The sequence below is a fragment of the Nitratiruptor sp. YY08-26 genome, from assembly GCF_016593215.1.
Lineage (GTDB): Bacteria > Campylobacterota > Campylobacteria > Campylobacterales > Nitratiruptoraceae > Nitratiruptor > Nitratiruptor tergarcus.
On record NZ_AP023063.1, the window covers coordinates 980,440 to 1,003,578 of the forward strand.

The following is a 23,139-nucleotide window of genomic DNA, read 5'->3' on the forward strand; positions in this document are numbered from 1 at the left end:
CGCATCTTGGTACATTTTTAGGTTGCACTTGACATAAGATAATCAAAAATAAATTGGGACTGTTAAATTTGGCAAAAGAGTTAGGAAACGTCTCAAGAGCATGTAAAGTATTTGGATATAGTCGAGATAGTTTCTATCGATTCAAAAGAGTGTATGAGGAATATAAAGAAGAGGGATTACAAGAGATAAGCAGAAAAAAGCCAAACTTGAAAAACAGAGTGGCAAAAGAGATAGAGGAAGCTGTAGTTGCTTATGCTATAGAGCAACCTGCCCATGGACAGATACGAGCGAGTAACGAATTGAAAAAAAGAGGAATTTTACTCTGTAGGAGGAGTAAGAAACGTATGGCTCAGGTACAATCTTCAGACAATGAAGCTAAGACTCAAAGCTTTAGAAGAAAAGAGTGCCAAAGAAGCTCTTGTGCTTACTGAGGCACAAGTACAAGCTCTTGAGAAAGCAAAAGAGGAAAAAGTTGCACAAGGAGAGATAGAAACACTCTTTCCAGGTTATCTTGGAACACAAGATACTTACTATGTTGGTAATATCAAAGGAGTTGGAAGAATCTATCAGCAAACGTTTATCGATACATACTCTAAAATAGTCTTTTGCAAACTCTATGATAGAAAAAATGCTTTAGTGGCTGCAGATTTGCTCAATAACAAGGTTTTACCTTTTTATAAAGAGCAAGGGGTAAAACTTCTTCGCATTCTTACCGATAGAGAAACAAAATTCAAAAGAAGTCGTGAACATCATGAATATGAGCTATATTTGGCTATAGAAGAAATAGAACATTCCTATACAAAAACAAGATCTCCGCAAACAAATGGAATTTGTGAAAGATTCCATAGAACTGTCCAAGAAGAATTTTATGCTATTGCCTTTAGGAAAAAGATATACAAATCTATCCAGGAAGTACAAAATGACTTAGACCAATGGCTTGAATATTATAACAACAAAAGAACACATCAAGGTAAAAACTGTAATGGTTTAACACCTATAGAGTGTTTTATGAAGCATAAACATCTAGCTCAAATAAAAATGATAGGTTATAATTCAATTAAACAAAATGAAACAAACCTATCTGACACTAATAATTTGAACTGACAAAAATTTATGGGGAGATAGTATGAGTGTCAGATGATGTTGTGAGTATTACACATCAACTCGTGGAGAAATAAATGGGAAAATCTCTCTTATTATTTCAAATACCCTGAAGATATCCGTCGTATCGTCTATACTACAAATATCATAGAATCAGTCCATCGACAGTTTCGAAAATTAACTAAGACCAAAGGAGCGTTTCCCAATGAAAACAGCCTTTTAAAGCTGCTCTATCTCGGTATTCAGAATGCTCAGAAAAAGTGGACAATGCCAATTAGGAACTGGAGTCTTACTCTCTCTCAATTGGCTATATTTTTTGAAGGAAGACTCGAGAAAGCTCTCGAGCTATGATATAATCCTATGAACTATCGGTGACACAAAATTATGAACGGTCCCATATTATAGGAAAATTAAAATATTTTTTAGTTAATATCTAAACCATTGCTAATGCATCTTTTTTGTTTTCTTGCAACAAAATTTATTTGAGGTTTGCTGCAAATCTTTCTTTGGATTTGTGGAGGTATATTAGCTAAAATGTTTCTCATAAAGTGCACTTTGTACCATGCCAAAATGCACCAATATAAACCTCTTTGAAAGCTTATTGTAATCCCTAATGTGCATGACTGATAAGCAATGCCATTTTTGGTAAATCTCTTTATTTGAGCTTTTCTATAAAGTTTTTTTAAGTCTCATAAGACTCGTTGACGAATGACTCTATAGCCAATACTACTTTTTCCCTTCAAGCGTTAAGCTATCGGCTATCATCAAAGCTATAGATATCACTCTTCCTTTATAATTTCTACTTTTTCATATAATGCATCCAATACACACAAATGGATACTCTTTTTGAAGTGAAAGACAGCAATTTGTCCTCGTGCCCTTTATTAATTTGTGATAACTGTGTAATGTGAAAATATTCTCAATTCCTAACTCTTTAGCCAAACGCTCTATTTTTCGTATTGAGACTCCATTGACATACGAATCTTTTACCATTGCAATTAAGGCATGCTCACTTCTTATTTTTTCTATGATAATAAAGGAACATAACCTCCTTTTCTGATATTTGAACCATAGAATATATAGTGCCTAATCTCATATCGAACCTTCTTTGACAATATCCACTGAAACAGCTTTTTCTCTCACTGTTGCGTTTCCTTTTTTGGCTCTAACTTTCGCTTATGACTCTATTCCATCAACTGCACCATCTTTTCATCGTTACAAGCAGTAGCTCACCCTCTCCTTACAAACTGTGTCATTATCTCTTTGAATATTTTTGTTTCATCTATTTTTAGGTACAACTGCTCATAGATAGGCTTCCTTCGTTAAGCATTATTTCTCACTAGGAAGTCTATCCAACTATTTCAGGGATATCAATAAAATTGCAAATAAAAGTGTCACAATCTACACTCTCTGTGAGAAAATGGGATTAAAAGTCTTTAAAAAGATAAATTAAATTTACAATTAAAAGAGTGTGAGTTCAAATTAAAGAATTGTTATGCTGACCTATTTAAAATAATTCTTAGAAAAGAATCTAAAATAATCCTCTCAACTACGATTGAGCATTAAAAAATAAAAAAATAGAATATCTTCATCGAACCCACTCCAAAGAACTCTCAGCATTATGCATTCCATCCCATTTTAAGCTAATACTAATATACCTGCCGGTAGAAACATCTTCAAAAATATATTTGGCAATAAAGTAACTGTAACTAATCGACTGTATCAAAGAATAGCTCAAAGAATAGCTTTCAAAAGGAACAAGTGTTTTATCAATATTGGCTTTATTGGCAATCAATATTCGTCTGTAATTATCAATTACATATAATTTAAATTCTTTAATCCTTATTGTCCGTACTGAATCGTTTTTCAATTTAAAGCCCAATATACTCCCGCTTCCTAATATATTCCTACACACACCATTTATACAGCTTGAACTTCTTGATTTGATTGGACCAACTTCATCGATAGAAATATTATTGAAATCTCCTAAAGATATATTTTCAATACTTGAAGAAAAACTGGAAGATTCAGAACTAGAAAAAGAAAAGCTACTATCACTTGAAAAATCACTATAATTAGATGAATTGTCAATACTTGAAAAATTTTGAGAGGAAGATTGTTGCGAACTTTGAATTTGACTACTCACAGAACTGCTCGAAGGCGTTGTGAAGAGCACTTTATCATCTTGTATATCTGCCTGTATGTAATGTATATTATTATGGCGAGATTTCAGATATATCCATTTGAGATGAACACCATCTTCTGCGAGGCCTTCCAGTTTGGCTATAAGACTTTTTGAACGACTTATATATATCCACTTGAACGGATCGTAGTTTTCTACATCTCCATAATAGATATAGTAGCCCTTGATATCGTACGCATGACCTCGGAGCTCTCTAACTATACCCTTCACATACTCGTAACCTTTACTCGAACTTTGAATTTGACTACTCATTGAACTGCTCGAAGGCATTGTAAAGAGCACTTTATCATCTTGTATATCTGCCTGTATGTAATGTATATTATTATGGCGAGATTTCAGATATATCCATTTGAGATGAACACCATCTTCTGCAAGGCCTTCCAGTTTGGCTATAAGACTTTTTGAACGACTTATATATATCCACTTGAACGGATCGTAGTTTTCTACATCTCCATAATAGATATAGTAGCCCTTGATATCGTACGCATGACCTCGGAGCTCTCTAACTATACCCTTCACATACTCATAACCCTTACTCGAATTGCTCGAACTGCTTAAACTGCTTGAAGATTCCAAACATACTCCATCCGTCCATATACCACCACGTCTTTCACACATATCCATTTCATCATGAAAAGAAGAACTAGAAAAACTTTCATCTGATGAAGAATGAAAAGTCAAAGAAGATACACTTGAATTGTGACTATATTGAGATGAAGAGGAACTGCTATCCCCATTATAGGATACTAAACAAGTGCCATCTATCCATATACCTCCATGTGTTTCGCAATATAGTTGCTCTTGAGAATTTCGACTACTCGAACTAGATATAATAGAAGATCTTGATTGTTGTATACATACTGTATCCAACCACTTGCCACCACTTTCTTCACACAACTCTTTTTGGATATTTTCATTATGAGATTCCATTGAGGAAGAAGATATACTATTGCTACTTGAGCTGGATAATAATTCTACAAATATATCAAATTCTCCGCCGTAAGTATCGAGTAAATGCACGATGTAAGTTCCCGCTTCGAGCTCCAATGACTCGCTTTGGAGATTGTAGAAAGTTTTGATTTTTCGAAGATCTTCGTCATAGACGATGACTTTGTCAATAGTATTGTAATTTGCATCTTTTCCTATTATCCATACATGGCCTTTTTGTGACATCGTGAGCTTGTAATAGCTACTCATCGGATCTCTTGAAAATGCAATCTTCTCTCCATCTGAGATGTCTTGTATATCTTCGAATTTTTCATATCCTTTAACGGCAGAGGAATATATTTTAAATTCTCCGCCATAGATATCGAGTAGATGAACGATGTAAGTTCCCGCTTCGAGCTCCAATGACTCGCTTTGGAGATTGTAGAAAGTTTTGATTTTTTGAAGGTCTTCGTCGTAGATGATGACTTTGTCGATAGTATTGTAATTTGCATCTTTTCCTATTATCCATACATGGCCTTTTTGTGACATCGTGAGTTTGTAGTAGCTACTCATGGGATCTTTTGAGAATGCAATCTTCTCTCCATCTAAGATTTTATTGCTAGAACTAGATGTACTACTATTTAAAGAGGAATTTTCACTACTCGAAACACTCGAACTGCTGGAACTGCTGGAACTGCTCGAACTGCTCGAACTGCTTGAAATGCTGGAACTGCTCGAACTGCTGGAACTGTTGGAACTGCTCGAACTGCTGGAACTGTTGGAACTGCTCGAACTGCTTGAAATGCTGGAACTGCTGGAACTGCTCGAACTGCTGGAAATGCTGGAAATGCTGGAACTGCTCGAACTGCTTGAATTGCTTGAAATGTTGGAACTGCTCGAACTGCTTGAACTGTTGGAACTGCTTGAACTGCTGGAACTGCTGGAACTGTTGGAACTGCTCGAACTGCTTGAAATGCTGGAACTGCTGGAACTGCTCGAACTGCTAGAAATGCTGGAACTGCTCGAACTGCTAGAAATGCTGGAACTGCTCGAACTGCTGGAAACCAGTTCATCCGAGTATACCTTGAAATTCCCTCCTTGGGTATCCTGGACATTGACGATATAGGTGCCGGCATCCAGTGTCAAGCTTTCGCTCTTGAAATTGTTCAGCACCACCACTTGACGAAAGGAAGAGTCGTAGATGACCGCCTTCTCGATGTCAAAGCCGTATGTATCAGAACCGCTCATCAACACGTTGCCACGGTTTTGGAGCGTGAATTTGTAGTCGCTTTTCGTCGCATCTTTATCGAACTCCACAGAGGTATTGTTAGAGAGCTGCGAAATGGAGGCCAGATCATCGAATCCCTCCATGACTGGAGAGTATACCTTGAAATTCCCTCCTTGGGTATCCTGGACATTGACGATATAGGTGCCGGCATCCAGTGTCAAGCTTTCGCTCTTGAAATTGTTCAGCACCACCACTTGACGAAAGGAAGAGTCGTAGATGACCGCCTTCTCGATGTCAAAGCCGTATGTATCAGAACCGCTCATCAACACGTTGCCACGGTTTTGGAGCGTGAATTTGTAGTCGCTTTTCGTCGCATCTTTATCGAACTCCACAGAGGTATTGTTAGAGAGCTGCGAAATGGAGGCCAGATCATCGAATCCCTCCATGACTGGAGAGTATACCTTGAAATTCCCTCCTTGGGTATCCTGGACATTGACGATATAGGTGCCGGCATCCAGTGTCAAGCTTTCGCTCTTGAAATTGTTCAGCACCACCACTTGACGAAAGGAAGAGTCGTAGATGACCGCCTTCTCGATGTCAAAGCCGTATGTATCAGAACCGCTCATCAACACGTTGCCACGGTTTTGGAGCGTGAATTTGTAGTAACTCTTCGTTATGTCACCTACGAAAGATATTGTTTCATTATTGTTGATAAGTTCAGGATCTTCTCTTGTTCCGCCTAACAATGCGGTTAAGAACAATCCAATAAGCAACAATAATTTCAGATAATTATGAGTTTTTATGTTCATTATAGATCCTAATAGCAACTATTATGGATCAATATTATCCTAAATTATTTTAATTAATCATTAATAACCAAAAATTTAAGGATTAAAACTAGTTTAGCTCAAAAAAATGCTAAAATTAGGTAGATATGAAGGGCAAAAATAGAGACATCAGAAAAACTCATATAACAGAGAAAATTCAAAGAGATTATACAGTGCTTTTGTTTGGATTTGACAGCCAGACTGACATCAGAAATCACAAAAGTCAATTATGAAAATAACGAATTTGCAAAATGCAAGAATCACATTAATGTAATAGAATCTTTTTGGAGTTATGCTCTTATGCTTCACTCTTCGTGAGAAAATGGGGTTATGAGAATATAGGAAACTATCAAAGGATAAATTCAATTTACACTTCAAAGAGTGTGAGTTCGAATTCAATAATTGTTATGATAATTTATTTAAAATTCTCATAAAAGAATTTGAAAACAATCCTCTAAACTATTCTTAAACCTATTATATAAATATCAGAATTAATAATCTAAAATCTCCGATACCTTCTTGAAAATTACAATGAGTGCCAATATATTGGACTTATACACTATCTTTACATTAAAGTTAAATTTAAGGTATAATTTCACTGGCGCAGCGGATAGCTACTTGGAAATCCAAGAGGAAAGTCCGAGCTGCAGTGAGGCAGGGTTCCACCTAACGGGTGGCCGGCGAAAGCCGAGGGAAAGTGCAACAGAAAGTAAACCGCCGATGGCCTATTGGCACAGGCAAGGGTGAAAGGGTGAGGTAAGAGCTCACCGCTTCTGTGGTAACACAGAAGGCAGTGTAAACCCAACCCGCAGCAAGTCGCACCTGGTTGAAGCCTCACGTTACGAGTGCGACGCTTGAGCTTTATGGTGACATAAAGCCTAGATAAATTGCTATCCAAGACAGAACTCGGCTTACAGCTGCGCCTCTATAAATCTTCATACCTTGTAGCAAGTTCTTCTTTGAGTTTTGTATATGTAATATCAGGATTTGCAGCTAAAATTTCTTGCATAACTACATTATCCTCTTTTCCATCCCAAATTTTTTTATATGTTCCCTCTTTGTATCCATGTTCTTGGCGAAACTGATTGAGTGCATTTTTGCCAATATAGAGGCTATAGAGTTCATCAAATCCCAAATTTACACTATCACACGCTTTAAAAAAGGTCTCCAAAAGAGACTCTTGCAATGCTTCGCTATCATTTTTCACTAAAGCTAGTGCCATAAGCTCTTCAAAAATATCAAGATACTCATTAACCTTTGCATTATCCCATACTTTGATCTTTATATCACTCATACTATCTTTAGAATTATTTATAAGCTTTGCAGCCTGCGTTAAGTCGTTGTACTGTAAAAGATAGCTCATAATAAAGTGCCAGATATCAACGAGCTCTATTTTGATATTTGCAAAATCTGGTTGTGCATCAATACTTTTCCAGTGCTTCCATGGGAATGAGTCGATGAGTTCGGCGCTCTCCATATAGATACAACGCTTCCAGTTAATTACTTTTCCATTTTTTGTCATACCTTCCCGCCACTGCAAGCCATTTGTATCATTGTTGAGCTCATTTTGTAGCTGTAACATCTCATAAATCTTTTCCATTTTTTCTCCTTAATAATCTATTGCTACCCGATAATTTGGATCGTCCTCTTCCCATGTACAGTATGGACCAGCTTCAGTGAGAAGCTCCTTGCATTCATTACTTAAATGACGTAGCACAATACTTTTACCGGCCTCTTTATACTTTTTTGTAATTTTATCAATAGCTTCTACACCACTTTGATCCAACACGCGAGCATTTTTGAAATCTATAACTACCTCAAATGGATCATTTTTTGGGTCGAACTTTTCTAAAAAGGAGTGTACGGAGCCAAAAAAGAGGGGACCTTCAAGCTCATAGATTTTACGCTCACCTTCCATGTGAGTTCTTGCATAGATCTTTGCATGCTTCCAGGCAAAGACAAGTGCAGAAATAATAACTCCAGCAATAACTGCAATTGCCAAATCTGCAAAAATAGTAATTATTGTTACTGCAATCATCACAAACAGATCCTCTTTTGGCATTCTTTTGAAATGTCCTAAACTGCTCCAGCTAAAAGTAGCAATGGCAACAACAAACATAATACCAACAAGTGCTGCAAGAGGTATAAGAGCAATATATTTACTCAGTACCACAACAAAGAGAATAAGTAAAATAGCAGCAGTCAGAGCTGAGAGCCGTCCTTTTCCGCCACTGGTGAAGTTGATCATCGATTGTCCAATCATTGCACATCCTGGCATTGCCCCAAAAAGACCACAAGTCATATTGCCTACACCTTGTGCTATACACTCTTGATTGCCACTTCCTCGCTCACCACTCATCTCATCAAGCACTGAGAGCGTCAAGAGTGACTCAATCAAACCTACCAAAGCAATAATGATGGAGTAAGGGAGAATAATTTTGAGTGTTTCAAAATTTAGAGGTGCAGCTGGTAAATGAAAAGTTGGAAATGAACCGCTAATATCTGCAAGATCTTTAATTTGCTTTGTATCAATATTAAATGTAAGTACAAGAGCAGTTATCGCAATAAGTGCGCCAAGACTTGCAGGAAGTGCTTTGGTAAAACGTGGCAAAATGTAGATAATTGCCATAGTAAGTAGCACTAAAAAGATAGTCATGAGGTTACTATCTTTAATGAGTGGAATTTGGCTTGTAGCAATCACGATAGCAAGACCATTGACAAAGCCGTAAATTGCAGGCTGTGGAACAAGCCGTATAAATTTTCCAAGACGAAAAAGGCCTATAAGGATCTGAATGATTCCAGCAAGAACCGCTGCCCAAAACATATACTCGATGCCATGTTTTAAAACAAGATCTACCAAGACTACTGCCACTGCTCCCGTAGCACCACTAATCATTCCAGGCTTTCCGCCAATAAGCGCAGTAATAAGTCCTAAAATAAATGCAGTATAGAGACCTATTTGCGGACTCAAACCTGCAATAAGTGCAAATGCGATCGCTTCAGGTATGAGAGCGACTGCTACGACAGTCCCACTTAATATGTCATTTTTTGGATTTGTTGTGAAGTTATAATGTTTTTGTAAAGACAAATATGAACCTTTAGAGTTGATATGTAGTAGAAGAGGTTAGGAGAGACGTCCTAACTCCTCTTCGATTTTAGATAGTTTTTCTTGGGCTTCTTGAAGCGCTTTTTGGTTTTGCTCGACTACTTGTGTTGGTGCATTTTTGATAAAGTTTTCATTGCTTAACATTTTAGAGAGCTTTTCGATCTCTTTTTGCACTTTCTCTTTTTGCTTTGTCAGACGATTGATAATAGGTGAGAGATCAATTCCCTCAAGAGGAATAAAGACTTCTACCTCATCACCAATATCTGCTACTGCATTTGCTATTGCTTCTTGTGTGAAAAGAACTTCTTCAACTTTTGCAAGCTTTTGGATATATTTTTTGGCCTCATCGCTCATTTGGCCTTTGATATAGGCTTTTGGAATAGTTTTGTTTGCCATATCGATAAGCGCTTTTGCGCGGCGAATTGTCACAATCGCATCGATAATCTTTGCAAACTCAGCTTCTATTGCTTCATCACGCTCCCCAGCTACAGGATACTCCATAATCATAATCGATTCATTTGATTCAAGATCTGTTCCACTGAGCATCTGGTAGAGGTATTCAGTAATAAAAGGCATAAATGGATGGAGAAGCTTCATAGACTCTTTGAAAATTGCACCAAGCTCAGGGATACTACTCTTATCAGCTTTGCTTAGCTCAATTCCCCAGTCACAAAACTCACCCCACAAAAATCGATAGAGCGTGGTAGCTGCGTCATTGAAGCGGTAGCTATCGAGATTTTCTCTTACTTCTTTAACAGCATTATTGAATCTACTCAATATATAGCGTCCTAGCTCTGTTTGGATCTGAGTATTTTGCAAGTCATCGAACTTCTCTTGATTCATCTGCAAAAATCTTGCTGCATTGTAGAGTTTATTGGTGAAGTTGCGATAGAGCTCGAGACGATCTTTGCTCAGACGTATATCGCGTCCTTGCACAGCAAGGATTGCAAGAGTAAAGCGCATCGCATCGGCACTGTATTCTTTGATTGTATCGATTGGATCGATAACATTTCCTTTGGATTTGCTCATCTTCTGGCCATGCTCATCGCGTACAAGTGCATGGAGGTAGACATCTTTGAAAGGGAGTTTATGCAAGAAGTGCTCGCCCATCATCATCATACGAGCAACCCAGAAAAAGAGAATATCAAATCCTGTAATTAAGAGATCATTTGGATAAAACTCCTCAAGATCTGTCTCATTCCATTTTATACCTTTTCCCCAATCACCATTACCCCATCCTAGGGTAGAGAAAGGCCAAAGAGCAGAACTAAACCAAGTATCTAGCACATCTGGATCTTGATAGATATGAGTCGATCCACATTTTGGACATTTTTCTTCATGCTCTTTTTTGCTTGCCCACTCATTGCCACAATCTTTGCAATACCAAACTGGGATCCTATGCCCCCACCATAGTTGGCGGCTTATACACCAGTCTCTAAGCTCTCGCATCCAGGCATTAAAATTGTTAAGCCACTGAGGAGGGTAGAATTTGGTCTCTCCCTCATTTGCCTTGCGCACAGCATCTTTGGCAATTTCAGCCTTTACAAACCACTGAGGGGAGATGTAAGGCTCAACTACATTTCCACAGCGATAGCAGTGTCCTACCTGGTGGCGGTGCGGCTCAATCTTTTCTATAAATCCCTCTTCTTGAAGTTTTTGCACAATTCTATCTCTTGCTTCTAGACGCTCAAGCCCTGCAAATTCTCCTGCATGCTCGTTGAGAATACCTTTTTCATCAAAGATAGTGATAAATTCTAGATTGTGGCGTTTACCTACCTCATAGTCGTTTGGATCGTGCGCTGGGGTAACTTTCACAACACCTGTTCCAAACTCCATATCTACATGCTCATCTGCAATAATAGGAATCTCTCGATTGATTAGAGGCAAACGCACATGCTTTCCAATTAAGTGCTTGTAGCGCTCATCATTGGGATTGACCATCACTGCGGTATCGCCGAAGAATGTCTCAGGTCTTGTGGTAGCAACGACCACATACCCATCCTCTTCAACAAGCGGATAGCGAATATGATAGAGTGCTCCCTCTTTCTCCTCATACTCCACTTCAATATCACTTAAAGCCCCATCGTGTGTACACCAGTTGACAAGGTAGTTGCCTTTGACGATAAGCCCTTCGTTGTATAGTCTGACAAAAGCTTCTCGCACAGCATTTTTGAGCCCCTCGTCCATGGTAAAGCGCTCTCTGCTCCACGCTGGACTCACTCCAAGAAGTCTTAGCTGTGTTACAATAGCATTACCAGACTCCTCTTTCCATTTCCACACATACTCCAAAAACTTCTCTCTACCGATATCCTCTTTTTTTATTCCCTTGGCTAGTAGTTGCTTTTCAACTACATTTTGCGTAGCAATTCCAGCATGGTCAGTCCCTGGTTGCCACAAAGTTTTGTAGCCATCCATCCGCTTATAGCGCACCATAATATCTTGGAGCGTAAATGTGAGGGCATGCCCGATATGGAGCCTCCCTGTAACATTTGGAGGAGGCATCATAATACAAAAATTTTTACCTTTTTGGATCTTTTTATTTCCATCTATCTCAAAATAGCCTCTTTGCTCCCAGATTTGGTAAAATTGCTTCTCTATTTCTTGAGGGTTGTATCTGCTCATTTAAGTGACCTTTAAGCTATAAAAATTTAGGGCAATTTTACCAAAATTTAACTTTAAGGAATATGATGTTAAATCCTGAACAGCTTGCAGCCGTTAATGCCCCTTATGGGTACAATCTTGTCATTGCAAGCGCTGGAACAGGAAAAACCTCCACAATAGTAGCACGCATTGCAAGACTACTTGAAGAGGGAGTTGAGCCTCAAGATATTTTACTGCTTACCTTCACAAATAAAGCAGCAGCAGAGATGATAAAACGGCTTGAGCAAAAGTTTGGCAAAAAGGCTAAGGATATTGAAGCTGGAACTTTTCATGCTGTTAGCTATCGCTGGCTTAAAAATATCGATTCACGTCTTGTACTCAAACAACCAAAAGAGCTTAAAACACTCTTTAAAAGTATATATGAGCGCAGAGATTTTTCTCAAGTTACAGAGATCAAACCATATGCAGCAAGTTCTCTTTATGATTACTACTCTTTGTATCAAAATAGTGAATTTATAAAAAGCTTTGGTGAATGGATAGCCTTAAAGAATCAGGAGCATAAAGAACTTGCGCCAATATATGAAGATATTATTTTGGAGTATGAAGAACTTAAAAATAGATATGGGTTTTTAAGTTTCAATGATCTGCTTTTGAAGATAATAGAAAATAAAAATGCAATAAAAAAATTTAAAGAAGTTCTTGTTGATGAGTATCAGGATACAAACAATCTTCAAGGAAAATTCATTGATGCTCTTCAATTTGATTCGCTTTTTTGCGTAGGAGATTATGATCAAAGTATATATGCTTTTAATGGCGCAAATATAGATATCATAGCAACATTTAAAGATCGCTACCATCCAGTAAATGTATTTAATCTAAGCAAAAACTATCGATCCACCAAATATATTCTAGATCTTGCCAATCGAGTAATAATAAACAATGAGCGTATTTATCCAAAAAATCTTGAAGTAATGAATAGAAAAAATGCTATCTTACCGAAACTTTTGGCTTTTGAAGATCTCTATGCACAATATGAAGGTGTGGCCGCGAGAATTCGAGCTTCTTTGACTCCCCGCAATGAAATAGCTGTTATTTATCGCAATAATGCAAGCGCAGATGGAATTGAGGCTGCATTACGAGAGCAGGGAATAGGATGCAAAAGAAAAGGAGGGACCAATCTTTTTGATCTCAAAGAGATTAAAGCAATTTTTGATCTTTTAGCTATTCTTATCAACCCAAAAGATCTGTTAGCTTTTATTCATATATTAGAGTACGCCAAAGGTATTGGAGCAAATATCGCTAAAGATCTCTATGAAGCACTGGTACTGTGTGGAGAGGGAGATCTTAAAAAAGGCCTTCTCAATCCAAAAGATCTAAAAGATCCCTTTACAAAAAGAGCGAGAAATTATCAGCTGGGCCTCTTTGATGATTTGGGACAATTAGGAAGTAAATCAAGATTTCAAGGGTTAAGTATTTTAGATAATCCAGTTCTCAAACATCCAAAACTCTCCCAAGATGGAGCGTTGTATCTCGATGAACTTGCAAAACTTTTGCGGCTGCGACTCAAAAGACCACAAAGTTTTATTGAGCACATTGCAGATTCATTCATATTTAACAATATCAAAGAGCAACTTGCACAGCAAAGAGCAAAAAGAAAAGATGGGAGTATCGATTCTACTTTGTATAATGAAGCGATACTAAAAATAGAGAGGCGTGCAGCATTAATTGTACATCTTGCAAAAAACCATAACGATATATATAAATTTTATAATGCAATGGTTCTTGGTAGTAGTGAAATGGTACAAGGAGAAGGGGTCAATCTTTTAACTATTCATGCAAGTAAAGGGCTGGAATTTAAAGAGGTGTATGTGCTCGATCTCATGGAAGGACGATTTCCCAATCTCAAATTAGTTAGCAAAGGCGGATCTATCGAAGAGGAGCGCAGACTTTTTTATGTAGCAGTAACACGAGCAAAAGAGATGCTCTATCTAAGTTATGCAAAATATGACAGGGTAAAAAAGCAAGAGTTTTTACCCTCAAGATTTTTGCAAGAAGCAGGTCTTGTAGATTAGCCTCGTCCTTGTACAACTTGCGCCATATCCCACATTGGCAAGAAAATTCCAAGAGCCAAGAGAAGTACCATAGCCGCAATTATAACAAGCATAATAGGCTCAATATAACTTGAAAGATTATCGAGGATGTAATCGAATTTCATACCATAATATTCTGTAATTTTTTGTAGCATATTATCCAATTGACCACTCGCTTCACCCGCTGCAATCATTTGCAAAATCATATTTTCAAAAAGTCCTGTTTGTGCAAAAGCCTCTTCAATAGAAGATCCCTTTTCAACCATAGTTTTTACTATCTCAAGCTTCTCTTGTAAGTAACTATTATCTACCAGGCTTATCGAATTTTCCAATGCATCAATAACAGGAATACCAGCTTTTACAAGTTCAGAGAAGACGAGCATGAAACGGTTGAGCTGCGCATAATAGATAATATCTTTAAGCAGATAGAGCTTCAAAAGAAAAGTATCAATACTTTTTTTAAATTGGGGGTTTGTCCTATATAAAAATATCACAAAAATAGTAGATGCAATTAAAAACAGTAGAATATAAAGACCATAATGTGTAAAAATATATTCGATATTAAGCAAAATTCTTGTTGGGAGGGGTAGTTTGGCATGAAATCTTTCAAAGATTTCTTTGAATTTTGGAACTACATAAACAATTAAAATAGTAAAAGCGATAGCCATTGCCCCTAAAGTTATAAGAGGGTAGCGAATCGCTTTTTTGAATTTGCGTACATTCTCATCAATTTTTTCCAAAATGTTAGTTAAAGTAAAGAGTGCTGAGGCCATATCGCCCGTTTGCTCTCCAAGTTTAATCATCATTATTGTAAGATTGCCTAGTTCATCTTTATATTTTTCCATAGACTGGGAGAGACCTATACCAGCATTTATGCTCTCTGCAATATCTTTCAAAATTATCTGTAGTTGTTTGTCATTTGTGGAGTTTGCTATTTCATTCAAAGCATCATGGAGAGGAATACCAGCATTTGCCATAACAGCTAACTGTCTCATAGTAGCAATAAGATTGGTACGTTTAATTTTAATTTTTCTAAATGAGAGGAGATAGTTTTTAAACTCTTCAACTTTTTCTTCTAATGGCTGAGATGTTTCTTCTATTTTTAGAACTACTCCATTAGTTTTGAGTTTAGCTTTTTCAATTGCCTCTTTTTTTGAATCTGATCGAATGAGAAAGCTATTTTTCTTTCCCTTACTCAAAACTAATACATTAAAATATTTCACCCTACAACCTTGTAACTCTCAAAACTTCATCTATAGTAGTAGAGCCCTCTATCGCTTTATTGATCCCATCTTCCAGCATAGTTTTAAACCCTTTTTCTAAAGCCGTCTGCGTAATTTTTTCTTTACTCTCTTCTTTTGCGATCATTCTTGCAATATCTTCATCAACACGCAAAACTTCACTTATCATTTCTCTTCCACTATATCCAGTATAATCGCAATGTCTACAACCTTTACCTTTATAAAATCTATAGTTTTCTGGTAAATAAGGTTTGATGTCATTATACGCTGTGGGTTCTAGTTCTATTTCAGTTTTACAATATGGGCATATTCTTCTGACTAATCTTTGTGCTTCTATTGCAATAAGAGCTCCACTAACAAGATAGGCCTCTATACCCATATCTATAATTCTGTTAATTGCACTGATTGCATCATTGGTATGTAGAGTTGAAAGAACGAGATGGCCTGTCAAAGCAGCTTGCACAGCTATGCGCATAGTTTCTTGATCACGAATCTCACCTATCATTATAATATCTGGATCTTGACGCAAAATAGAGCGCAAAGCAGAGGCAAAAGTAAAACCAATTTTTGGGTTTACTTGTGATTGTTGTACATGATTAATTTGATATTCGACAGGATCTTCAACAGTTATTATCTTTTTCTCCACACTTCTTAACATATTAAGCGCACCATAGAGGGTGGTAGATTTACCACTTCCGGTTGGACCTGTGACAAGAATAATACCATATGGAACTTTGAGTGCTTTAGTAAAAACTGTGAAGTTATAATTACTCATACCAGCTTCTTCCAAAGGAATCAAAGCCTTTGATTTATCAAGAATCCTCATAACTATTGACTCTCCAGAGATAATTGGAAGAGTAGATATCCTAAAATCGAACTCTTTATTCATAATAGTTTCAGAAAAACGACCATCTTGAGGTTTTCTCTTTTCTGCTATATCAAGATTGGCCATGAGCTTAAGTCGAGAAGAAAGAGGAGGGTAAATATCTCTATCAAATATAAATTTTTCATTCAAAATTCCATCGACTCTCGTGCGTATAATACAACTATTTTCTGTAGGCTCTATATGAATGTCACTTGCCCGCGAAAGTATTGCAGTTTTGAGGATGGCTTCAATAAGTTTTAAAACAGCGCTTGATTCTTCAATTCCTCCTTTTTTTTCTATACCTTTGAGCAAATCTTGACGAATCTCATTAATATACTCTTTAATATTTTCATTGAGCTCTACTTTGTAGAGAAAGTTTTCGATCTGTTTTTTGGAAGCGAGTACAAATTTTACAGGTTTTTTGGGAAACATCCTTTGTACAGCTTCTTGCGCAGCGATATCTATTGGATCACTTATTGCTACTAAGATATTTATTTCGCTCTCTTTTAAAGGTACAACTTTGAATTTTTTTAGTTGATTAAGTGGAATACGAGATAGTAGTCGCATATTTATATCAAATGTATCAAGATCCACATACTCAATATTGAGAATTTTTGCATATTTCTTGAGGACTTTTTCGGTTAGTTCCATTGGCAAATCATCAAGATCGTCTATAGAAAGCTTTCCTTCCCGCAATCTCTTTGCTAAAAGTTCTATAAGTTCCTCTTCTTTAACAAATTCACGATTGACAAGAAAATAGATAACATTTTTTATATTTGTAAGATTTTCTTTAATATTTTTTATATCAAGCTCATCAAGAGTTAAACTTGAAAGGATAATATTGAGTAGTCTTTCATTCATAGCTCACCTATATATATGGATTTTTTTGCTTTTATTTTGAATCTCTTCAATAACAAGAAAAGGTCGAGATTTCTTATACTGTATATAAACCCTGTATATACAGTTTTTATTATTTTTATCAAAAAATTCATAGATATTATCGATCTTTTTATATTTTTTTTGAAAATAGAGATTGAAGACTTTTGAAATTATATGGTCGCTTGTTGGCACATGCAAATTGGTATATTTTTCTCCATCTGTCAATGCAGAGATGAGTATATTTTTTTGTGCTAAAATAAGTGAGAAGTAAGCTCTATTTTTACGTGACTCTTTTGTTTTTCCAAGTATTAAAAGAGGAACTGCAAGGCGATCAATATAATCACTTCGTAGGCAGGAAAATGCATACATAGAGAGAAGATCTTCATCCTTTTCCAATATTCTAAAATTCTTATATCCTTCAAGACACACATATTTGTAATGTCCTCGTTGATAGTTATTAATAAGTTTTTTCACAGAAATTTCACCACTAAAGAGAATGAAAGGCATGAGAAGCACTATTTTTTTCATATCTTTTGACCCCGAGATATTTTTCTTAATAAGCGTTTCGCCTCCTTCGAATTATTTTTTCTTATGATTATTTGTAATGCTTTAATAGCTCGCTTTTTATCACCTATTCTATAAGCACTTTTAGCAAAAAGTATCCAACTTTCTTCTAAATTTTTATCCAACTCATTCGATTTTATACTCCACTCAAGTGCATGCTTATACTCCCCTTGAGCAAAATATTTTTTTGCTATAAGTAAAGCGAGTGGTGCACTTGGCCTTCTTTTAAAATTACGTATCATCTCTTTGAGACTCAATGTTTGTGTCTCTATTTTGAAGGTGTCGTTTTTGGAACTATTTTTTATATTAGGTTTATTTTTTGTTGCCTTCTTATCTGTTACCTTTTTTTTGTTATTACTTTGTTTTCTATTACTTTTTTTCTGATTTTTATTTGTTATTTTTTTATATAGCAGTCTCTTTTCAAAATCCAAAGCAGGAGCTAAAAAGTTTTTATTATGAGATACATTGTTGATAGTTTTTTGTTTTGAAGATATATTTTTTGGTTTTAATAAAGAAGAGCTTTTCATTTTTAGGATATAAAAGGCTCCTCCAATCAATAAAAAAAGAATAGATAGTAAAAAAAATGATTTGAAAACTTTTTTAAAATTATATACTTTCCATCGCCGTTCCAATCTTTCATACTCATGCATTAATCAATCCTAAATGAATTGCACTCATCTCTATAAATTTTTTCTCTATTTTGCCATTTTTGATTTTAGATGGATAGTTTTTGCTAAAATATGCCATTATATCAAAAAGCACATAGAGAAACTTGTCACTTTGACGGAAGTTACCTTGTGTAAATTTATAGATTTGCTTAGCCGTTGAGAGTTGCATGGCAATAGCTAGTTCATTACACCCTTTTTGGAAAAGTTTTTTTTGTAAATAACTATGAAATTCACGTAGTGTAGGGGGTGTAAGGGCAATATCTTTATATATTCTTGTACTAAAATGTTCTTTTGCAAGAATGGCATCATGTTTTTGTGTATGAAGAGCAAGAATAAAGCGAATCTTTTTGGTATCTGCAAGTATTCTAAAAATTTCAAGCATATTCTCATCGTACATTTGTGCTTCATCAATTAAAATTGTATAAGTTTTGTTAGGTATTTGTGAAATAGATTGAATGAAATTTCCTACCTTTTTTGAAAACAGATCCATAGATAGACGATAAAAAAGCTCTTTTCTACTTAGAAATGGTGCCGGATAAAAAAAGAGGTTCTCGCTCTGTTGTTCATAATAAAATCTACGCAAAAGCATAGACTTACCAATACCAGGAGGACCATAGAGTAAAATGAATTTAAAAGATTCTTCCATGCAATAATGGAGTGTTTCGAGGTGAACAATGTTAGATTCAATCTTTACAAAATCTTTTGGATCATTACTCTCTTCAAAAATTCTTTTTGCTTTTTCATAAATATTATCATTTTTCATATGTTAATTTTCGATATCCTAAATCTTTCAAAGAAATATCCATATCATTTTTACTTTTAATAATTTTAGGTTTCAAAACAAAAATGAGTTCAAATCTTTGGTTCTCTTTTTTCTTACTCTTAAATAGATTACCAAATAGAGGTATATCTTTAATAAGAGGAACACCATTTATCATGAAATTTTTTGTATTTGATATGAGCCCCCCAAGTATCAGAGTAGAGCCATCTCTTACTTTGACTACCGATGATATTTTTTTCTCTTTTGTATCAGGAGCAATTTCTCTAAAAGAACTTGTGCCTTTAAGTGTTAAATCATCAGGATTTCTCAGCTCCGAAATAGATGGATTGATGCGCAAAATTATCTCATTATCATCAGTTATTTCAGGAGTAATATTTAGTAAAATTCCTACAAAGATAGAAGAGGGAGTATACGCTTTTTCTCCAAGATCACCTTGTGTGCCAATGGTAATAGATGTTGGAACATTATAGTTTATATTATCACCTATTGTAATAATAGCAGGTTGATTGTTAAGAGTTAGAATTTTTGGATTTGAAAGAGTAACAACTTTTCCATCTTTTTGTAAAAAATCTATAAGTCCAGTAAGATTTAATGAAGAGTTGATGATTGCTGTTGCAGTACTTGCATAATCTATATTTTTAAAATTTGTACCAACCCCCACACTTTGATAAGTAGCAAGTGGATTTGTTGGAGAAAAATTACCGTTTGCATCATACTCCCCATTGAGTGTAAGACTAAAGCGGCTCCAATCTATTCCTGTTGTAATATTTTTATTGAGAAATACAGCTAAAATAGACACATCTATAAGCACCTCTTTATGCATACGATCTTCTAATTCATCAATATATGTTGCTACTCTCTCAATCTGCTTTCTTGTTCCTGTTACTGTAACTAGTCCTGCGTTTGCATTAACGATAGGTTTAGGTGCATTATACTCATCAGAAGGTCTGTTGAGAATATCGTAAATCTCTTGTTGAATATTTTTCCAAAAATCAAATTCATCTTTTGATGAAATTATATTCACATCTCTTGTTTTTGTAGAGGTTCCTGCTGATACTCCACCTCCATCAGCCTGAGAAACACTTCCAATATCAACAGATGCATCTGTCACTGCTTGTCCAACTCTTTTTGTTGTTACATAATCTATTTTAAAAGTTTTTGTTATAAGATAATTAATAGAGAGTATATTATCCACAAGAGTATAATCTAAATTATGTTCTAGCAATATTACATTTAAGAGGGTATCAAGTGTAACTTTTTTTAAAGATAATTTACCCAGTCTCTCCTTCATTTTCTTCTTTGCGAATTTATCTTTCAATAAAACAGTGTAATCACACTCATCACTAATATTATTAATAATTTCACCTATCGAAATACCTGGTTTGCTTTCAAGGGTAAAAAATCTCGTTTCACAATTATTTTGTGCAAATAATAGTGTAATAAAAACAGATAAAGTAGCTATGATTTTTTTCATAATAAATTCTCCATTACATTTTCAAGAGTTTAAATTTTCTCTTCTTAATATTGTTCAAATATAAAACAAGCATACGCTTTTTTTTGAACAGTATCACTCTTTTTTTACCCTTATCAATTTTAACTAGTCTATAACCATATATTGTATTACCAATTGTATACCATTTTCCATTGATTTTTGCTCTATTATTGAAAATCGAATAGAGTTTTAGATGAATCCTTCTTTTTGGCTTTTTTTTAGCAACTTTCTGTTTTTTTATTATTTTTTGCAGTTTTTTTTCATTAATAAAAGGATTTTGCAACTTTTCTATCTCTTTTTTAGATAAACCAACTCTTTTTGTTTTTACTTGCTCGATCAATCTATCAATATCTGGATATTGCGTGTTAGCTAAAATGAAGCTAGAGAAAAATGTTACAAAAATTAATAATTTATACCCCATACCGAAACCTTAAAGATTGATTCTAGTGGCGATTTACCGCTTATATGCAGTGCATATACATCTACAACAAGATCGCTTTGCTCTATATCGTTAATATACGCTACAATATTTTTGAAGTCCCCTTTACATGAAATTTCAACTTCTAAAACATGCCCAAAAGTTTTTGTTGCGTCGAGAAAATTATTGAGAATATAATTGATCTCAATCCCATTACGTGTGGCTATTTGCGTTAGACTATCGAAAAATTCTGCCCACTTTTTTTTGTTGTATAAGAGATAGGAGAGTTCTTTGATTTTATAGTCAATATATCGTTTTTTATCAATTACTTGTTTATATTTTTCTTTTAGATTTTGAAGATCTTTGTCATATTTTTTTATATAGAAATTCTCATCACCATTGACAGTCACAGCTTGAATATAAGCTCTATCAAGATTTATCTTTGTCTCAATTACCTTTTTTTGCTCTGCTGCATTTTTATACATTTTTTCGCTCATAGGAAAAAAATATTGATACGAAAATGCAAAGATAGCTATTGCGATGGTAAAATAAATGAGTATCTTCTCGCTACTTTTTCTATTTTGAAAAAAATTATCAATCTGTTTTAGCATACTCATTTGATTTTTACCTTTATATTACTCACATACACAGTGCTATTAATATCTGTTTTATTGATCTCTTTTGTAGAAACTTCATATCTATCGCTTTTATTATCGGCAATATATTTGATAAATCGCGTGATGTTTTTATTGTCTACTGCTGTGACATTGAAATCAAAAGAGGTAGCATTATTATCAATATTTATAAGATTGATTTTGTGATGTACCATATCCTGAGAAAGCTCAGCAATTGTTGAAGCTTTCATAACATAATGAACTTTTTTGTTGTATATTTGCAATAGAATATTTTTTATTCTTTGCAACTCTTGTTGCTCTTGAACTATTTTGTTCTGTATATCTTTAATTTGCTTCTTAAGTTCATTGATGCGTGTCTCTAATGCAACTCTCTTTGCATGAATTAAAGGATATTTGTTATGCAGTAACGTTGTTTCATAACGTAATTTGTAAGTGAGAAAAAAGTTATATGCTGGATAAGCTAAGGCTAAAAGCATTGTAACAAGAGTAATTGCAAGTAGATGGCCACTAGGCCTTTTCCATAAAGGTGGAGGACGGTGGAAAATAGTAAGATTTGGTAATCTTTCCAAACGCTCAACAATATTTTTTGCACTTAATGCCAAAAGAAAGTGTAAATCCTCTATATATGGCTCATTAGAGGTTATTGGATAATCAAAATTGAAATCAAATGCATCTTGGGCTAAATATGTACGTGAATACTCTTCAATTCCCTTGATATATCCTATATCTGAGCTTATAAAAATTTTATCTACAATTTCAATGTTATGTACACGTTTTGCATAAATCAATATATCATTGATATGCATAAAAATTTCACTAAAAACTTGCATATAGTATTGGATTTCATCTGGATCTGCAATTTTCACTCCGTTTTTTGCAAGGGTTTGCATAATAGTTTGCACATCTATATTTTCACCTTTGAGCTCACTAATCCTTTCGGCAATATCAGAAAAAGAGTACTTGAGTGATTTTGCATATATCAGTGATCCTTCACTATACAAAGTTACAAAAGCATCATCTTTTTGAAAATAGATAAAAAGGTGTATCTCGGTATTATCAAGAATCTCTTCATCATAGAGAGATTTAAAAAGAACTGGTGCAGGCAAAATATAATCAATATATTCAATTTTTTTATTAATCTCTCTAAACACATCACGGATTATTTGTATTTCAGTGATATATAACTGAAATTTTCTATTTTTTTCATGGAGCGGGGTAGGGATTTCAATAAATTCTATTTTATATTCATTAACTTCATCAAGATCCAGTTCCTCATATGCTTTAATCTCAATAACATCCCTCAAATCTTCTGGAGGAATGTTTCTACTGATTTCAAGTGTAGTAATAATTGTATCTTTTACTTGGAGATAAGAGATATAAAAGTTTTTATTATTAAATTTGAGAGATTTATAACTTTTGAGGACATTATTTTCTAATATATAAGAGGTATGATTGTAGGGATCGATAGTAACAAATCTTTTATATGCCTCAATTTTCATTTTACCTCATTTTA

The 23,139-nt window shown here is 34.9% G+C and carries 16 protein-coding genes, 1 other RNA gene and 2 pseudogenes; 6 read left to right on the forward strand and 13 right to left on the reverse strand.

From position 1 onward, the window contains the following. The first annotated feature begins 38 nt into the window (after window positions 1–38). Together JG738_RS05355 and JG738_RS05360 are read left to right on the forward strand one after the other, a co-directional pair. Window positions 39–1,104, forward strand: a pseudogene (locus tag JG738_RS05355) (IS481 family transposase). Window positions 1,105–1,158: 54 nt separating this feature from the next. Further along, window positions 1,159–1,452: pseudogene (locus JG738_RS05360) on the forward strand (transposase); the annotation flags it as partial. Between the two features lie 1,237 nt (window positions 1,453–2,689). On the opposite strand, the gene JG738_RS05365 reads toward JG738_RS05360, so the two are convergent. Beyond that, window positions 2,690–4,804 carry a hypothetical protein gene (locus JG738_RS05365; RefSeq protein ID WP_201336911.1) on the reverse strand — a complete coding sequence of 705 codons (2,115 nt, stop codon included), beginning with the start codon at window positions 4,802–4,804 and terminating at the stop codon, window positions 2,690–2,692. On the opposite strand from JG738_RS05365, the gene JG738_RS05370 reads away from it, so the two are divergent. The 3 genes from JG738_RS05370 (at window position 4,803) to rnpB (ending at window position 7,216) form a co-directional block, all read left to right on the forward strand. Further along, window positions 4,803–5,357, forward strand: a complete 555-nt coding sequence (locus tag JG738_RS05370; RefSeq protein WP_201336912.1) for a hypothetical protein — start codon at window positions 4,803–4,805, stop codon at window positions 5,355–5,357. The genes JG738_RS05365 and JG738_RS05370 overlap by 2 nt on opposite strands. Next, window positions 5,330–6,202: a hypothetical protein gene (locus JG738_RS05375; protein ID WP_201336913.1), complete on the forward strand. Its 873-nt coding sequence runs from the start codon at window positions 5,330–5,332 to the stop codon at window positions 6,200–6,202. The genes JG738_RS05370 and JG738_RS05375 overlap by 28 nt, the downstream gene beginning before the upstream one ends. Before the next feature lie 682 nt (window positions 6,203–6,884). After that, an RNA gene (gene rnpB, locus JG738_RS05380) (RNase P RNA component class A) lies at window positions 6,885–7,216 on the forward strand. On the opposite strand, the gene JG738_RS05385 is transcribed toward rnpB, so the two are convergent. From JG738_RS05385 to JG738_RS05395, 3 genes are read right to left on the reverse strand one after another with little or no spacing between them, the layout of a single operon-like run. Then, complete coding sequence (locus JG738_RS05385; RefSeq protein WP_201336914.1) at window positions 7,212–7,886, reverse strand: dUTP diphosphatase; 675 nt, start codon at window positions 7,884–7,886, stop codon at window positions 7,212–7,214. The two genes, rnpB and JG738_RS05385, sit on opposite strands and share 5 nt — an antisense overlap. 9 nt (window positions 7,887–7,895) lie before the next feature. Then, complete coding sequence (locus JG738_RS05390) at window positions 7,896–9,374, reverse strand: SulP family inorganic anion transporter (RefSeq protein ID WP_201336915.1); 1,479 nt, start codon at window positions 9,372–9,374, stop codon at window positions 7,896–7,898. A gap of 36 nt (window positions 9,375–9,410) precedes the next feature. Continuing rightward, window positions 9,411–12,014, reverse strand: coding sequence for a valine--tRNA ligase (locus JG738_RS05395; protein ID WP_201336916.1), 2,604 nt, complete (start codon window positions 12,012–12,014; stop codon window positions 9,411–9,413). Between the two features lie 65 nt (window positions 12,015–12,079). Between JG738_RS05395 and JG738_RS05400 the strand changes: the two genes are divergently transcribed. Beyond that, window positions 12,080–14,065, forward strand: coding sequence for an ATP-dependent helicase (locus JG738_RS05400; RefSeq protein ID WP_236583108.1), 1,986 nt, complete (start codon window positions 12,080–12,082; stop codon window positions 14,063–14,065). Here JG738_RS05400 and JG738_RS05405 read toward each other — a convergent pair. From JG738_RS05405 to JG738_RS05445, 9 genes are all read right to left on the reverse strand, one after another. Further along, window positions 14,062–15,306 (reverse strand): type II secretion system F family protein, encoded by a 1,245-nt coding sequence (locus JG738_RS05405; RefSeq protein WP_201336918.1) that lies wholly within the window; start codon window positions 15,304–15,306, stop codon window positions 14,062–14,064. The genes JG738_RS05400 and JG738_RS05405 overlap by 4 nt on opposite strands. A 1-nt stretch (window position 15,307) precedes the next feature. Then, entirely contained in the window at window positions 15,308–17,050 is a 1,743-nt protein-coding gene (locus JG738_RS05410; protein ID WP_201336919.1) for a GspE/PulE family protein, read from the reverse strand. A gap of 3 nt (window positions 17,051–17,053) precedes the next feature. Beyond that, window positions 17,054–17,596 carry a hypothetical protein gene (locus tag JG738_RS05415; protein ID WP_201336920.1) on the reverse strand — a complete coding sequence of 181 codons (543 nt, stop codon included), beginning with the start codon at window positions 17,594–17,596 and terminating at the stop codon, window positions 17,054–17,056. Then, window positions 17,593–18,159, reverse strand: coding sequence for a lipopolysaccharide assembly protein LapB (locus JG738_RS05420; protein ID WP_201336921.1), 567 nt, complete (start codon window positions 18,157–18,159; stop codon window positions 17,593–17,595). The genes JG738_RS05415 and JG738_RS05420 overlap by 4 nt, the downstream gene beginning before the upstream one ends. 115 nt (window positions 18,160–18,274) lie before the next feature. Continuing rightward, window positions 18,275–19,063: an ATP-binding protein gene (locus JG738_RS05425; RefSeq protein ID WP_201336922.1), complete on the reverse strand. Its 789-nt coding sequence runs from the start codon at window positions 19,061–19,063 to the stop codon at window positions 18,275–18,277. Next, the gene (mshL, locus tag JG738_RS05430) at window positions 19,053–20,555 is read right to left on the reverse strand and encodes a pilus (MSHA type) biogenesis protein MshL (RefSeq protein WP_201336923.1); all 1,503 of its coding nucleotides are present in this window, start codon (window positions 20,553–20,555) and stop codon (window positions 19,053–19,055) included. Before mshL ends, JG738_RS05425 begins: the two co-directional genes overlap by 11 nt. 13 nt (window positions 20,556–20,568) lie before the next feature. Then, complete coding sequence (locus JG738_RS05435) at window positions 20,569–20,994, reverse strand: hypothetical protein (protein ID WP_201336924.1); 426 nt, start codon at window positions 20,992–20,994, stop codon at window positions 20,569–20,571. Then, on the reverse strand, window positions 20,976–21,608 hold the full coding sequence (locus tag JG738_RS05440) for a hypothetical protein (protein WP_201336925.1): 633 nt from the start codon (window positions 21,606–21,608) through the stop codon (window positions 20,976–20,978). Before JG738_RS05440 ends, JG738_RS05435 begins: the two co-directional genes overlap by 19 nt. After that, entirely contained in the window at window positions 21,605–23,125 is a 1,521-nt protein-coding gene (locus tag JG738_RS05445; RefSeq protein ID WP_201336926.1) for a hypothetical protein, read from the reverse strand. Before JG738_RS05445 ends, JG738_RS05440 begins: the two co-directional genes overlap by 4 nt. Between the last annotated feature and the right edge of the window lie 14 nt (window positions 23,126–23,139).